At 43.0% G+C, this 13,957-nt stretch carries 14 protein-coding genes; 6 read left to right on the forward strand and 8 right to left on the reverse strand.

What is annotated here, in order from left to right; genetic code table 11:
- Position 1 precedes the first annotated feature (1 nt).
- The 5 genes from parE to nudF are packed head-to-tail and all read right to left on the reverse strand — an operon-like array spanning position 2 to position 4,498.
- Entirely contained in the window at positions 2-1,888 is a 1,887-nt protein-coding gene (gene parE / locus K5R16_RS05665) for a DNA topoisomerase IV subunit B (RefSeq protein WP_220736567.1), read from the reverse strand.
- A gap of 55 nt (positions 1,889-1,943) precedes the next feature.
- The gene (locus K5R16_RS05670; protein ID WP_220736568.1) at positions 1,944-2,516 is read right to left on the reverse strand and encodes a YqiA/YcfP family alpha/beta fold hydrolase; all 573 of its coding nucleotides are present in this window, start codon (positions 2,514-2,516) and stop codon (positions 1,944-1,946) included.
- 29 nt (positions 2,517-2,545) lie between these two features.
- Positions 2,546-3,385, reverse strand: a complete 840-nt coding sequence (cpdA, locus tag K5R16_RS05675; RefSeq protein ID WP_220736569.1) for a 3',5'-cyclic-AMP phosphodiesterase — start codon at positions 3,383-3,385, stop codon at positions 2,546-2,548.
- 9 nt (positions 3,386-3,394) lie between these two features.
- Entirely contained in the window at positions 3,395-3,841 is a 447-nt protein-coding gene (locus K5R16_RS05680) for a DUF1249 domain-containing protein (protein WP_259649773.1), read from the reverse strand.
- Positions 3,842-3,880: 39 nt separating this feature from the next.
- Positions 3,881-4,498: an ADP-ribose diphosphatase gene (gene nudF / locus K5R16_RS05685; RefSeq protein WP_220736570.1), complete on the reverse strand. Its 618-nt coding sequence runs from the start codon at positions 4,496-4,498 to the stop codon at positions 3,881-3,883.
- A 292-nt stretch (positions 4,499-4,790) separates the two neighbouring features.
- On the opposite strand from nudF, the gene tolC reads away from it, so the two are divergent.
- Complete coding sequence (tolC, locus tag K5R16_RS05690; protein ID WP_220736571.1) at positions 4,791-6,101, forward strand: outer membrane channel protein TolC; 1,311 nt, start codon at positions 4,791-4,793, stop codon at positions 6,099-6,101.
- Between the two features lie 76 nt (positions 6,102-6,177).
- On the opposite strand, the gene K5R16_RS05695 is transcribed toward tolC, so the two are convergent.
- Both K5R16_RS05695 and K5R16_RS05700 read right to left on the reverse strand, forming a co-directional pair.
- On the reverse strand, positions 6,178-7,764 hold the full coding sequence (locus K5R16_RS05695) for a GMC family oxidoreductase (protein WP_220736572.1): 1,587 nt from the start codon (positions 7,762-7,764) through the stop codon (positions 6,178-6,180).
- Between the two features lie 38 nt (positions 7,765-7,802).
- Positions 7,803-8,318, reverse strand: coding sequence for a TAT leader-containing periplasmic protein (locus K5R16_RS05700; RefSeq protein ID WP_220736573.1), 516 nt, complete (start codon positions 8,316-8,318; stop codon positions 7,803-7,805).
- 203 nt (positions 8,319-8,521) lie between these two features.
- On the opposite strand from K5R16_RS05700, the gene K5R16_RS05705 reads away from it, so the two are divergent.
- From K5R16_RS05705 to K5R16_RS05715, 3 genes are all read left to right on the forward strand, one after another.
- On the forward strand, positions 8,522-9,511 hold the full coding sequence (locus K5R16_RS05705; RefSeq protein WP_374758380.1) for a hydrolase: 990 nt from the start codon (positions 8,522-8,524) through the stop codon (positions 9,509-9,511).
- Complete coding sequence (locus K5R16_RS05710; RefSeq protein ID WP_220736574.1) at positions 9,511-9,765, forward strand: YheU family protein; 255 nt, start codon at positions 9,511-9,513, stop codon at positions 9,763-9,765. The genes K5R16_RS05705 and K5R16_RS05710 overlap by 1 nt, the downstream gene beginning before the upstream one ends.
- Before the next feature lie 313 nt (positions 9,766-10,078).
- Positions 10,079-10,966: a phosphoribulokinase gene (locus tag K5R16_RS05715; protein ID WP_220736575.1), complete on the forward strand. Its 888-nt coding sequence runs from the start codon at positions 10,079-10,081 to the stop codon at positions 10,964-10,966.
- Between the two features lie 686 nt (positions 10,967-11,652).
- On the opposite strand, the gene K5R16_RS05720 is transcribed toward K5R16_RS05715, so the two are convergent.
- Positions 11,653-12,435: a tetratricopeptide repeat protein gene (locus K5R16_RS05720; RefSeq protein ID WP_374758381.1), complete on the reverse strand. Its 783-nt coding sequence runs from the start codon at positions 12,433-12,435 to the stop codon at positions 11,653-11,655.
- A 439-nt stretch (positions 12,436-12,874) separates the two neighbouring features.
- On the opposite strand from K5R16_RS05720, the gene crp reads away from it, so the two are divergent.
- Both crp and K5R16_RS05730 read left to right on the forward strand, forming a co-directional pair.
- Positions 12,875-13,510, forward strand: a complete 636-nt coding sequence (gene crp / locus K5R16_RS05725) for a cAMP-activated global transcriptional regulator CRP (RefSeq protein ID WP_012156707.1) — start codon at positions 12,875-12,877, stop codon at positions 13,508-13,510.
- 80 nt (positions 13,511-13,590) lie between these two features.
- Positions 13,591-13,929, forward strand: a complete 339-nt coding sequence (locus tag K5R16_RS05730) for a PepSY domain-containing protein (protein ID WP_374758382.1) — start codon at positions 13,591-13,593, stop codon at positions 13,927-13,929.
- Positions 13,930-13,957: the final 28 nt, after the last annotated feature.

Raw genomic sequence — 13,957 nt, forward strand, 5'->3', positions numbered from 1 at the left:
TCTATATTTGTGCGAGATCGCCTTTGGTTTCTAGCCATACTTTTCTATCGCTAGAACGTTTCTTTGCTAACAACATATCCATTAGTGCTAATGTATCATCGGCATCATCAATGGTAAGTTGAACTAATCGGCGTGTGTTAGGGTCCATTGTAGTCTCACGAAGTTGCAAAGGATTCATTTCACCCAATCCTTTAAATCGTGTTACCTGCACTTTGCCTTTGCGTTTTTCAGCTGCAATACGATCAAGAATGCCGTCCCGCTCCGCTTCATCAAGCGCATAGAAAACTTCTTTACCAATATCGATTCTGAACAAAGGTGGCATTGCCACGTAGATATGCCCCTCTTCAACCAGAATACGGTAATGCTTCATAAAGAGCGCACAAAGCAAGGTCGCAATATGCAATCCATCGGAATCAGCATCAGCCAGAATACAGATTTTTCCATATCTTAGCTCTGAAATATCACTACTATCAGGGTCACAACCTATCGCAACCGAAATATCATGCACCTCTTGAGATGCCAATACCTGTGTTGCATCGACCTCCCAAGTATTAAGTATTTTCCCACGCAGAGGCATAATCGCCTGAAACTCTCTGTCACGTGCTTGCTTGGCACTACCGCCCGCAGAATCACCCTCGACTAAGAACAGTTCACCTCGCATGGGATCTTGGCCACTGCAATCGGTTAGCTTACCCGGTAAGGCAGGTCCAGAAGTAATGCGCTTACGCGCGACCTTCTTAGCCGCTTTTAAGCGTTTCTGTGCATTGTTAATGCACATATCCGCCAAAGCTTCAGCTTGCTCGGTATTAGTATTAAGCCACAAACTAAAGGCATCACGCACAATGCCGGATACAAACGCTGCACACTGTCGACTTGATAACTTCTCTTTCGTTTGGCCAGCAAATTGTGGATCTTGCATTTTTATCGAGAGAATAAAAGTACAACGATCCCAAATATCTTCAGGGGTTAGCTTTATGCCGCGTGGCACAAGGTTCCTAAACTCGCAAAACTCACGCATAGACTCCAGTAGACCTTGCCTAAAGCCATTCACGTGGGTTCCGCCAAGCGGAGTTGGAATGAGGTTTACATAACTCTCATTTAGGTAATCGCCACCTTCTGGTAACCAAGTGATCGCCCAATCAGCAGCTTCAAGGTTGCCTTTGAAATTACCAACAAACGGCACTTCAGGCAGCATAGGAGCGCCGTCAATTGACGACTTCAGATAATCTTCTAAGCCACTTTCATAAAACCACTCTTGGGTTTCGTTAGTTTGCTTATTGACAAACTTAATCCGTAAGCCTGGGCATAATACCGCCTTGGCCTTCAGCAAGTAACTGAGTTTGGTTATAGAGAAATTGCCGGAATCAAAATAGCTTGCGTCTGGCCAGAAGTGAACTCGAGTGCCAGTATTGCGTCGACCACATGTGCCAGTTACACGAAGGTCTTCGACCTTTTCACCGTGTTCAAAAGCCATGTCATAGACTTCAGCGTTACGCCTTACAGTAATTTCGACTCGACTAGAAAGTGCGTTTACAACTGAAATACCGACCCCATGAAGACCACCGGAGAACTGGTAATTTTTATTTGAAAATTTACCACCAGCATGCAGTTTAGTTAGGATAAGCTCAACACCTGGGATCCCCTCTTCTGGGTGAATATCGACAGGCATACCACGGCCATCATCGGTCACTTCTAGAGAGTTGTCGGCATGCAAAATCACATCGATTCGACTGGCATGCCCAGCAAGTGCTTCATCCACACTATTGTCTATGACTTCCTGTCCTAAATGGTTTGGACGCGAAGTATCGGTGTACATACCTGGGCGACGTTTTACAGGGTCAAGTCCGTTTAGGACTTCAATAGCATCTGAGGTGTATTGATTTGTCATAGCACACATTTATTTTTGTTATTCAGGCCATGTTGCGGCCCTACGGGTCTATTTGTCAAGAAAACAGGTATTCACAAATGGCAGACAGCTGGCGTTCATAACCTATAAAGCTATGGTCACCGCCAGGTTCAATCAGCAACTGGCAACAATGATACTTCTGCACAGCCTGTTTATAGTCGAGTACTTCATCGCCTGTTTGTAACAAAACATAGAAGCGATCAGGATTAATAATTACTGCAGTATCGAACTCAGCAACATCCTGTTTGTGCTTAGCTAAAACCTGATAGGTTTCGTTCGTATAGGGATTGTACTGAGTGCCAATGAATTCATCAAACAGTTCGAAGGGTTTTACCGCAGGATTAATCAAAACTGCGCGTCCGCCGTACTTTTCAGCCAAATAACTGGCGAAGTAGCCACCTAATGAAGACCCAATATAGCTTATCGACTCTCCCGCAGCTTTAGCCTTTTCGACAATATCGATCAGCATCGCCATAGCAGCAAGCGGTTCACTCGGCAGTTGTGGTTGTCTGAAATCTAAATTTGGGTAGTTTTGCTGAATAAAACTTGCAGTAACAAGTCCTTTATCCGAAAGGGGTGAACTATTAAATCCATGAATATAAAGCAGCATAGTTCCTCACGCTGCGGTTTTAACTTTGCTTAATAACCGCCAGCTTCGTTGTCAGGTGAGAAATTTTCACCTGGGACCCGGTATACGTTAGTAAGGATGCTACCATCAGACTTAAGCTCCAGCAAACGGTAACCAGGTTGTAGTGCATCTAATGCAAAATAGGGAGATTTGGGCTTAAATTGAATACAGGTTGAAGGGGTAGCCATTAACTTCACCGGTCCATTAGGCCCAAGGTGAACGGTATCAATGCTTTGATGAATATGCCCCCAAAGCAATCCTTTAACTTGTCTATAGCGTGAAACTTGTTGAATAAAGTCACTACCGTTGTCCATACAGTGCTGATCTAACCAAGCACATCCAGCCAGCACAGGATTATGATGCATAACGAGCAAAGTATGGCGGTTTGGCTCAGCTTCAATAGCTCTATCAATGAGATTTAACTCTGCCTCAGACATATGTCCACCAGGGCGCCCTCTTACGGTGGAGTCCAACATGATAATTTGCCAATTTCCCGCTAACACTCTTTTTTGGCCATGCACATTATCTCCCTGCATATGCAGATTCATAATGCGCGGATCGTCATGATTACCCGGCAAGTAATGACAAGGGATCTTCAGTGGCGCAATCGCGTCCACAAAACTATGATATGACTCATTGGAATAGTCTTGGCTAATATCTCCAGTGGCCAACATAAAGTGGGCTGGATAATCAACAGCAGCAATAGTATTTAACACTGCGTTTAAGCTTTGAGCTGTATTCACGCCTAGCAATTGAGCTTCAGGATCAGCAAAAAGGTGAGGGTCAGTGACTTGCACCATTCTCACACTTTCAGATTCAGAAATTGAATAAGAGATTGCCTCTTTTAGCAAAGTAATTACCTAAATATCAGATTCACAAATAAATTTGGTCAAGTTATCTATCTTCAACAACTCTTCAAGAAACGCATTCACTTGATACTTTTCATCACGATGATGCATATGCATATTTGGATAATCATACACTGGACGCAATTGGTAAATCTGTTGACTAGTTAACACTTCTGCTAATTTAGCGTCATGGTAAATGCGAACAGAGACTTTTGGTGTTGACACTAGGGCATGTTCTCCAACGCACCTAGAAATCTCTACCAATTGGGTATATTTGGTATTTTCCAATAGGCGAACATTCAATCGACCAAACTCGCCATCAACCTGCCAATATGTTCCTTCACTAGGCTCTTGGGTGAGCCAGCGCTGAATATGCATATAGTTTCTCGAACAAACAGCCAAAAATTGGCTGACATTTGGCTGGTACTTAGATTTTCCAGCATAAGTTACTTTTGACACGATATCATTCCAAAGTTCTTCAAAATCAAGCAATCATGATTATATTTCACAATTACTTTGAATCAAATCTCGGTAGTTTAGCTGCAGCCATTGTAAACCAATAACCGTAGAAGCATTATCAATCCGTCCATTAGTCGTCATTTTGTAGGCTAATTCCCTATCAACGACATGTACCTTTATATCTTCATGTTCCTCAGCTAAGCCGTAATGACCAGTAGCACAGGTAGAGTCGACAGCTGCCCAGTAAAAGTCAAAACGCTCACTGGTTCCGCCAGGACTTGAGAAGTACTGATTAACCTTAGTGACATTTATCGCTGTCAAACCCGTTTCCTCTTTAAGCTCCCTAACGGCAACGTTGTGCGATGTTTGACCAGGGTCAATCATCCCTGCCACTAACTCCAATAGCCACGGGGTAGATGCGCTTTCCAACACAGGAATGCGGATCTGCTCAATCAGCACGACCTTGTCGTTAACGGGATCATAAGGTAGCACTACCACGGCGTGTCCCCTTTCAAACACTTCTCTGGTAACGACGTCGCTCCAACCGCCATCGAATAAACGGTGCTTAAACTTATACTCTTCCATCTTGAAAAAGCCTTTATATAGCGTTTTTTTGCCGAGCAACTCGACATCTTTATGGCTAAAAGTACTGTTCATTTATTCTCCTAAAGCTACTTATTTATCAAAGCGTTTATGCCAAAACGAGGCAAAATAAAATTATTAATACTAAGATAAAGGCAGATCTGATTATTGCGATAAAAAACTGTTACACTTCCTAGTTGACTTAGGAATTGTAGGTTTTTACTATCTAATGCACTAAGTTTAGATGTATTGGGAAGCGTCGGGAAGCGCAAACCGCCTAACTTTCAAGATAAAAGCTAGGCATGACTAAACAAAACAAAGTTAAATTCGCTCCTCAATGGAGAATTTTGTCTAAAAAGGACAGCAAATGAAATTCAAGATCCGTTCTCTATGTGCCGCACTGACACTAGCAGTCTCAGCGCAAGTTGCCCATGCCGACGACCTTCTACAAATATACCAACAAGCCTTAACCAGTGATCCTGTTGCGCTGCAAGCTAAAGCTCAGCGTGATGCGCTTTACGAGCAAATTCAAGAGCAGCGTGCACCACTGTTACCAACAATCAGCGCTAACATTGGTTACGATAAAGCTTGGAACGATCCTAGTGAAGATACCAGTGGTATTGTCGGCGGCGTCTCACTTAAGCAAGTCATCTATGACCACAGTGCTTGGGTTGGCCTTAGCTTGGCAGAAAAAGCGGCATCACAAGCAGACTCAGCATACGCATCGTCACTGCAAAACCTGATTATTCGCGTTACGACGGCTTATTTTGACGTATTAACAGCCAAAGATAATTATGAATTCCAAGGCTCTGAGAAACGTGCAATTGAACGTCAGCTCGAGCAGACAAAACAGCGTTTTGCCGTTGGTCTTACCGCGATTACTGATGTGCATGAAGCTCAAGCTCAGTATGACCTAGCAAACGCAACAGAGATCCTTGCTGAAAACACGCTAGCTAACAGCTATGAAGCATTACGTGAAATCACCGGTATCGATCACAAGAGCATTAACATTCTCGACACCAACCGTTTTTCAGCATCGCCGGTAGCACCCGCTATGTCGACTGACTGGATTAAGATGGCAGAAACCAATAACGTTGACCTAATGACAACGCGTATTGGCAAAGATATCGCCGAAGAGACAATTACGCTTTATAAAGCGGGTCATATGCCTTCATTGAGCTTAGATGCTGGCTACAGAAAAGGTATCGAGCAAGAAGCTGCTGGTGCAAGTACTCCTGACTTTGATAATGGCACATTAGGTGTGACCTTGAGCATCCCTATTTTTGAAGGTTTCAAAGTCACTTCTCAAGTTAACCAAGCTCAATATCAATATGTTGAAGCAAGTGAAAAACTTGAACAAACACACCGTAAAGTGGTTAAAGATGTACGTAATAACTTTAACAACGTAGGTGCTTCAATCAGCTCAATCCGAGCTTATGAGCAATCAGTGATCTCATCAGAGAGCGCATTGAAGGCGACTCAAGCAGGTTTTGAAGTGGGTACGCGTACTATTGTTGATGTATTGAACCGTACACGAGACCTTTACGATTCAAAACGTAAATTGTCTGACGCACGTTATGGCTACATCAACTCAATCATTGCACTTAAGCAAGCTGCTGGTACGTTGAACGAAGATGACGTTAGTGCAATCAATAACGGTCTAAAAGCGCCACTATAGTTGCCAAAGTAAACTTTATATCGACAAAAAAGCCCAGTGTTCACACTGGGCTTTTTTATGCTTTAGCAGAGTTAAATTAACTTGTTAGCTTTTCTGCAAGTCTCGTGGCATTGCGTGCTGTTATGCCATATATCGATAACTGAGGGTTAGCGCCAAGACTTGTAGGAAATATAGAACCGTCCATCACTGACAGATTTTCAAAATAGTGTGACTCGCCATAACTGTTGACCATCGACATCTTAGGATCTTCCCCGAGTGGGCACCCACCCATCACATGAGCTGAAGCAACAACCGTTTTTAATGGCGCAAGATTCATGTTCGCAATGGCCTGTTTAGCTTCTGACCAATTACTTAAATATGGCATGCCTTCACTAATGGGCAGCACTTTATTTGCTCCCGCAGCGAATTGTAGTTCAGCCATGCTGGCATAAGCACGTCTTGCTGCCCGCCAAAATGCATCAGTTAATGGGTAATCCAATGTGCTGCCATATTCTGTTAATTTAACTTCACCACCTGGGCTATTCTCATGATAACCATCTCGAACAAGTGCGATGGTTACTTGAAGCTGATTAAAGTTCGCCATCAATTCTGCGTGGCTCTGGCCGTAACCGATAGTTTTTGACGCGATCAAAATAGGGTGAATAGGTGGTACTTCAAGCTTGTAACCTAACTCTCCATCAGCACCGTCTTTCCAAACAAACTCATCGGAATAAATTGATTGCGGCGCTCCACTATGACCATTGATAGGATCGGTAAACATCGCGCCGCTGAGTAACGTCGGGTGGAGGAAGGTTCGCTTACCAATGATCTCATAGGGATCAGGTAGCTTAGAGCGCAGCATAATTGTGGGGGTATGGATAGCGCCAGCAGCCAAAATGTAGTGCTTCGCCTTAAATACAACCTCTACAGCCAATGGTCGCATATTACTGTCTAGTGCTTGAGCTTTTAATGCATAGATTTTGTCATTATGATGCTCAAGTTGCATCACTTTAGCTTGGCTGACTAGTGTCGCGCCGCCCTCAAGTGCTGCAGGTATTGTAGTGACTAACATTGACTGCTTAGCGTTTACAGGGCAACCCATACCGCAATAACCAGTATTCCAACAGCCTTTAACATTGCGTTTAATAACCGTGTAATCCCAACCTAACTGCTCGCAGCCCTCTTTCAACGCAGCATTATTACGATTAGGATCGAACGGCCACTTACTGATGTTCAGCCGTTGCTCCATTTTTTCAAACCAAGGTGTTAACTCTTCTTTTGATAATCCCTGCACCGATTTATTCGACGCCCAAAAGGCTAAAGCGGGCTCAGGAGTACGAATTGATGTAGTCCAATTAACCGTTGTCGAGCCGCCAACTGCCCGCCCCTGAAAAATACCAATCGCCTTATCCGTTGTCTTCATGCCAGCGGCTTGCTGATAAAGATCGGGATAGGCGCTACGCTCTTCCATCACAAAGTCTTTTGATGACTTTAATGGCCCGCCTTCAACAATGATCACTGATAGGCCAGCCTTTGTTAGGATCTCAGCCGCCGTACCACCTCCAGCACCACTGCCGACAATAACCACATCTGCTTCAAGTGTTTGATTTTCTGTTAACTGCCCCGCATTAATATGCGCCCAGCCCGAATTAAGCCCTGTAACAATAGGATCTTCAATCGCCACGCACTACCCCTTAAATCCGATATGATTAACCAATGGCATTATTTCATCTCCTGCAGGAAGTTAGGCTTGGCGTAATGCAATCGACTCCAATGTTCTGGTGCAGAATAGTAGCTCGCCATCACCAATTCTCGTAAGCCTTGGTAAGCTGTCACCATCATCTCCATAAAGCTAGTGCGCCAGCTTTGCAGCATATCGATTAACTCCGCACTATTACGCATCATTAACGGCGTCATACTGCCTGTCAAAATAAGCAGTCCGAGTCTGCCCTCGAGCAAATCTAATAACTGTTCTAGTTCAAGTTGGCTCTCTTTTGGGAGTATAGATATAGTGTGTTCAATAGCATCTAAGGTGCGATTTTCTGCATCTCTTTTTAATGCAGGTACATCAGGCAAAGCACCGTCGAGAAAAACAGGCAGCAGTACACTGAATAACAATCTATGCTTGTCATCTAGTTTAGCGTTGACACTCAAGTGGTCACTTGAGCAATAATTAACGCCCAAAGCTAAGCAAGCAGTGCCAGCTAATGCGGTAGTGATAAAAGTACGTCGCTCCATCTTGTCCTCTTATTGTTATTTTTGTCTCAATATTGATTTCAATAAAGCTGCTTTCAAGTTGCTATTCAACAAACACTTTCATCATTTGCCTCCCAAGTAAAAGCCTTAGGTTTAAGCGATTTTAATAGCGATTTTCAATCTGTGTTACACTCTTGCCATAACAACAATTAAACACACGTTTTAATTTTCAGCAATAGCCAATTATGATAAGACAAAAATTCTCCCCCCCCTGGTGGGCTAGAAACCCCCACATTCAAACGATTTTACCCGTACTCACAAAAGTGGACAGACCACAGCTAGAGAGGGAAAGATTAGAGCTTTCTGACGGGGATTTCATTGATCTTGATTGGCAGGGTAAACCTAAAGCCAATCAAGCAATTGTTATTATTGTCCACGGTTTGGAGGGAAGTTCTAGTTCCCATTACGCGCGTCGGATTTTGGCTGCTTGTAAGGCACAACAGTTATGCGCCGTGGTACATCACCACCGTAGCTGCTCGGGAGAGCTTAATCGACTTGTCAGAGGCTATCATAGCGGCGACACTCAAGATATTCAGCAAACCTTGATTCAATTAAAGCAGCGTTACCCAGACTCACCGTTACTTGCTGTCGGCTATAGCCTTGGCGGCAATGTATTGGTCAAGTATCAAGGTGAACAGCAAGAAAAAAGCTTACTTGAACGAGCTGTAGCAGTATCTGCACCGTTGCACCTAGCCGCCTGCGCCAAAAGACTAGAAAAAGGTTTTTCAAAGGTATATCAGAGCTATTTGATCAAACAGCTGCAAGAAAAAATGCTGGGTAAAGTATCTACACCAGCATTGCAGCCATTAATGCCTATTGGCAAGGCCGAAATAGAACAGCTCACCACTTTTTATGCATTTGATGACAAAATCACAGCACCATTACATGGCTTTAATGGTGTCGATGATTACTACCATAGAGCCAGCGGTCTTCCCTATTTGAGCCAGATCCAAAAGCCAACGTTAGTGATCCATGCTAAAGACGACCCGTTTATGACTCACGCCGTCATTCCGACACATGACCAATTAGCTGAGCAAGTTGAATACGAGTTGCATGATAATGGCGGCCATGTTGGATTTATCGAAGGTGGTTCACCTTGGCGGCCGCGCTACTATATTGAAAAAAGAATCTTGTCATTTTTAACCTCTCACATTGATAAATCTGGAAATCATTGATGCTAGTTCCCTACGAAGCACTGAACCAATTGCCTGCAGAAACCCTCGAGAACCTCATAAAAGAGTTTCTCATTGGTCAACTTGAAGATGGCAGTTTTGCAAGCACTGGTGAAGATAGTCTGCAAACAGCAATAGCGCATTGTCGTACCGCACTTTCTCGTGGGGAATTAGTGGTCGAGTTTAGTGAAGAGGAAGAATCTATCGCTATAAGACGCAAAGAGGATATTGTCTCGGCGGACCCAGCTCAGGATTGACCTGAGTGTTACGAATACGTATAACTATACCCATTCGAATTCAATATGTGCTATTTCAGTGGGAATTAAAAGTGACTTAAACAAGGCTCTAGGCGCAGTGCAATAGCGAGTCTATTGTCTAGTCCAGTGACACAATTAGCATCGCTTTTAAACCCACCCAATGGGAGTGTCTGGAATAGGCACTTTGAAATAGAATGGGTATATAAATTCACATACAGTTTTTAAATAATCTGGTTTATTGCAGAATCAATACCGTTAGCCATATTTGGCTGTCTTCAGGTGATATTTAACTGTCTCTATTTTAGGTAAAAAAATGTCAGCAAAACATCCGATTATTGCTGTAACAGGTTCATCTGGTGCAGGTACGACAACAACAACTACAGCATTCAACCATATCTTTAGGCAGCTGGGGATCAATGCAGCCATTGTTGAGGGCGATAGCTTTCACCATTTCACCCGCCCCGAAATGGCAGTGATGATCCGTAAAGAGAAAACAGAGAATCGCAATATCAGTTATTTTGGCCCTGAAGCCAACGATTTCCAGCGTCTTGAACAATGTTTTAGTGATTATGGCAGCACAGGACAAGGGGAAACACGCGCTTACCTGCATACTTTTGATGAAGCCGTTCCTTTTAACCAGATGCCAGGTACCTTTACTCAATGGCACCCACTGCCTGAAAATACTGAAATGCTTTACTACGAAGGCTTGCATGGCGGTGTAGTCACTGATGACTGTGATGTCGCCCAACATGTTGATTTACTGATAGGCATGGTGCCCATTGTCAATTTAGAGTGGATTCAAAAGATCATTCGAGATACTTCTGATAGAGGTCATAGCCGTGAAAAGGTGATGGACTCAATCGTTCGCAGCATGGACGACTATATTAACCATATGACGCCACAGTTTTCCCGAACCCACATTAACTTTCAGCGAGTACCGACAGTCGATACCTCAAACCCTTTTAGTGCCAAGAGCATTCCCAGTCTGGATGAAAGCTTTGTGGTGATCCGTTTCCGCGGTATCAAAAATGTCGATTTCCCCTATTACCTGCGCATGATCCAAGGCTCATTTATGTCCCGAATCAACACGCTAGTAGTACCTGGAGGAAAGATGTCACTCGCCATGGAGCTTATCCTTACGCCACTAGTGAAAGACTTAATGGATAAGCGCTTACAGCTTATTTCACCGGAAAATGAGTAATAAGTTACGACAATCCATTATCTTAAGATTTGTTTAAGACAAGTTCTGTAGACTTCATTTCATCGGGATTTCAGGCGAAAGAACGATAAGTTAGCGTACTCTTGGAAGTAAATTCCCCCATCTTGATCTGTTTATTTCCTTGGGTATGCTGGCTAACCTCTAATCTCTAAATTCATTTTTAAAAGCAAATTCCATCTCCATGTTGATCTGTTTATCTCCTTGGGTATGCTGGCTAACCTCTAATCTCTAAATTCATTTTTAAAAGTAAATTCCATCTCCATGTTGATCTGTTTATTTCCTTGGGTATGCTGGCTAACCTCTAATCTCTAAATTCATTTTAAAAAGTAAATTCCATCTCCATGTTGATCTGTATGTTTCCTGGGTATTCTGGCTAACCTCTCTAAGCTAACTTTAAGAGTTAAACTCATCTTAGAAAGTAAACTCCATCTCCATATTTATCTCGTTGGGTATGCAGGCTAAACTCTAAATTCACCTCAGAAAGTAAACTCTACATCCATGCAACTCGTATGATTAAACGGCCGCATTATGGCTCTATATTTTTAGCTAATACTCTTCTTCTGCTTTGCAATACTTACGCGTGCTAACGCCTATTCAAAGAGGCCTCTACTGAATTCCAGCCATAAAAAAGCGCCCAACAAATGAGCGCTACATTTTGTCTTCAAGCATTACTTGCCGATTAGCGGGACCACTTCTCTGTATGGCTCGGAGTTCTGATAAATCTCAAGTCGCTGCATAAACTCCCCAGTCTTACTGTTATCAGATGTAACGGCTAATGCCTCAATGGCTTTTTGTTGAGTTGTAATCGCAGCGTCAAAATTCCCCAGCTCAGCATATGCAGCGGCAAGATTATCTAAGTTGGTAGGATCTTTTGCATTGGCTTCAAGTAGAGATAACGAAAGCGCTAGTGCTTGACCGCCGTCGCGGTACTTAGCTTCTGGGCAGGTTGCTAAAATCCATGCAACATTTCCCAGTGAGACTTCATCACCCACTAATTTAAACTGCTCCACAGCTTTACCACAGTTACGCTCTACCCCTTCACCACCAGAAGCATAAATAAAGCCCAATCTAAAGTCTGCCCACTTATTGCCTTGCTTACTCAGCGCTGTGTACCATTGTTTTGCGGTCGATAGGTCCCTAGATACTATGCTGCCTTCAAACGCCAAGTCAGCAACGGTTTGCTGCGCTTTAGCATGGCCTTGCTGTGCTGCACTCGTTATCCACTCCATACCAGCGCCTTGATCTTGTTCTACATAGCGGCCAGAAAGATACATAAGCCCGAGTAAATACTGTGCATCAAAATCACCTTGAGCAGCCTTTAAATGGATATGCGCGACTTTACTGGCTTCTTCAGCACCTTTAGGTTGAGGGATCGAAAAGGCTTGAACAGCTGTGCTCGCCGTCATAAAAAAGACCACTACAGTATTTAAAATCCAAGGTCTAAACTTCACGTGAGCTCCTTTAAAATCAAACCACAAACTCGCGTTTTAGTGGTTATTGCTGAAATATGCTTACTGGCAGTTAGCCAGAATTTGCCACAAATGTCGAGAATAAAGACCTAGATACAGTAATGAGAATCATTTTTATTGATGAAGTTCAAAGAATACTGCGATTAACGTCATTCACTATCTACCACTCATTGTCTGCCAGAAAGATAGCAAACAGGATGTGATATGGCTTGCAGAGTTAAGCATACTATTGCCTGAAAAGTCGTAATGAGTTGACATATATTACTAATGTATCAAAATAAAAGACTATCTTGATAGCGAGTTACCTTCATGCATAAAGTCTAAAGTAAGACTTCCATCAAGGTTTCATCAGCTTAATTGACGTAAGATGCTTAATTAGCATATTCTTACTCTTAACGTAAATCAGTCGAGGAACATAGGCATGGCTCTGATTGGAAAGCCAAAACCAGATCCTACTTTGGAATGGTTTTTATCACACTGTCACATTCATAAGTACCCAGCCAAAAGCACTTTGATCCACGCTGGTGAAGATTCAGATACGCTTTATTACATCGTAAAGGGTTCGGTTGCTGTCTTGATTAAAGACGAAGAAGGTAAAGAGATGATTCTTTCTTACCTAAACCAGGGCGACTTTATTGGTGAACTAGGTTTATTCGAAGAGCAAGCAGAGCGTACTGCTTGGGTTCGTGCTAAGCAAGCTTGTGAGATTGCAGAAATTTCATACAAGAAATTTAAGCAACTTATTCAGGTTAATCCTGAAATTTTGATGAAGCTTTCTTCGCAAATGGCTTATCGTCTCCACAGCACTAGCCAAAAAGTAGGCGATTTAGCCTTCTTAGATGTTGCTGGTCGCATTGCACAAACATTGCTTCACCTTGCTAAACAGCCAGATGCAATGACGCACCCTGACGGCATGCAGATTAAGATCACTCGTCAAGAGATTGGCCAAATTGTAGGTTGTTCTCGTGAAACTGTTGGTCGCATCTTGAAAATGCTTGAAGAACAAAACCTTATCCAAGCTCACGGTAAGACTATCGTAGTATACGGTACTCGCTAATACAGTATTAAGCTCGGTTTAAGACAGCTTCTATAAAGTGGCCTGAGAGTTATCTCAGGCCATTTTTTTAGGAGTATCGCTTGAAAGCTGTCATTTATTTAAGCGTTTTAGTTTGCTGTCTAAAACTCTCAACCTCGGCATTCGCTAATCAAATTGAAGAAGTGCAGCACTATCAAGCGCAACATCTGGTGAACGGCGGTGAGATTTTGTCACTTGATGTAACACTTGCAGGTGTTCAAGCTATCTGTCACGGCAAACTCATTGACGCCCATTTATATCAACAAAATGGTAAATTACGCTATGAATTACAGATCCGCACTCAAGAAAACCAAATTGTTGAGTTAACCCTGAACGCTAGTAATGGCCAATTGATAACACCAGCGAAGTTACCCAGTAGTTGCGTTGCAAAGCCATTGTAGTATTGGCTTATAAATCAGATCGCTTTAC

Source organism: Shewanella sp. c952 (assembly GCF_019654975.1).
In the GTDB taxonomy this organism is placed as follows: Bacteria; Pseudomonadota; Gammaproteobacteria; order Enterobacterales; family Shewanellaceae; genus Shewanella.

Excerpts from the sequence above, each read along its gene's own strand:
- parE (WP_220736567.1), bottom strand. The coding sequence starts at position 1,888 with ATGACAAATCAATACACCTCAGATGCTATTGAAGTCCTAAACGGACTT.
- K5R16_RS05670 (WP_220736568.1), bottom strand. The coding sequence starts at position 2,516 with ATGCTGCTTTATATTCATGGATTTAATAGTTCACCCCTTTCGGATAAA.
- nudF (WP_220736570.1), bottom strand. The coding sequence starts at position 4,498 with ATGAACAGTACTTTTAGCCATAAAGATGTCGAGTTGCTCGGCAAAAAA.
- tolC (WP_220736571.1), top strand. The coding sequence starts at position 4,791 with ATGAAATTCAAGATCCGTTCTCTATGTGCCGCACTGACACTAGCAGTC.
- K5R16_RS05700 (WP_220736573.1), bottom strand. The coding sequence starts at position 8,318 with ATGGAGCGACGTACTTTTATCACTACCGCATTAGCTGGCACTGCTTGC.
- K5R16_RS05705 (WP_374758380.1), top strand. The coding sequence starts at position 8,522 with ATGATAAGACAAAAATTCTCCCCCCCCTGGTGGGCTAGAAACCCCCAC.
- K5R16_RS05710 (WP_220736574.1), top strand. The coding sequence starts at position 9,511 with ATGCTAGTTCCCTACGAAGCACTGAACCAATTGCCTGCAGAAACCCTC.
- K5R16_RS05715 (WP_220736575.1), top strand. The coding sequence starts at position 10,079 with ATGTCAGCAAAACATCCGATTATTGCTGTAACAGGTTCATCTGGTGCA.
- crp (WP_012156707.1), top strand. The coding sequence starts at position 12,875 with ATGGCTCTGATTGGAAAGCCAAAACCAGATCCTACTTTGGAATGGTTT.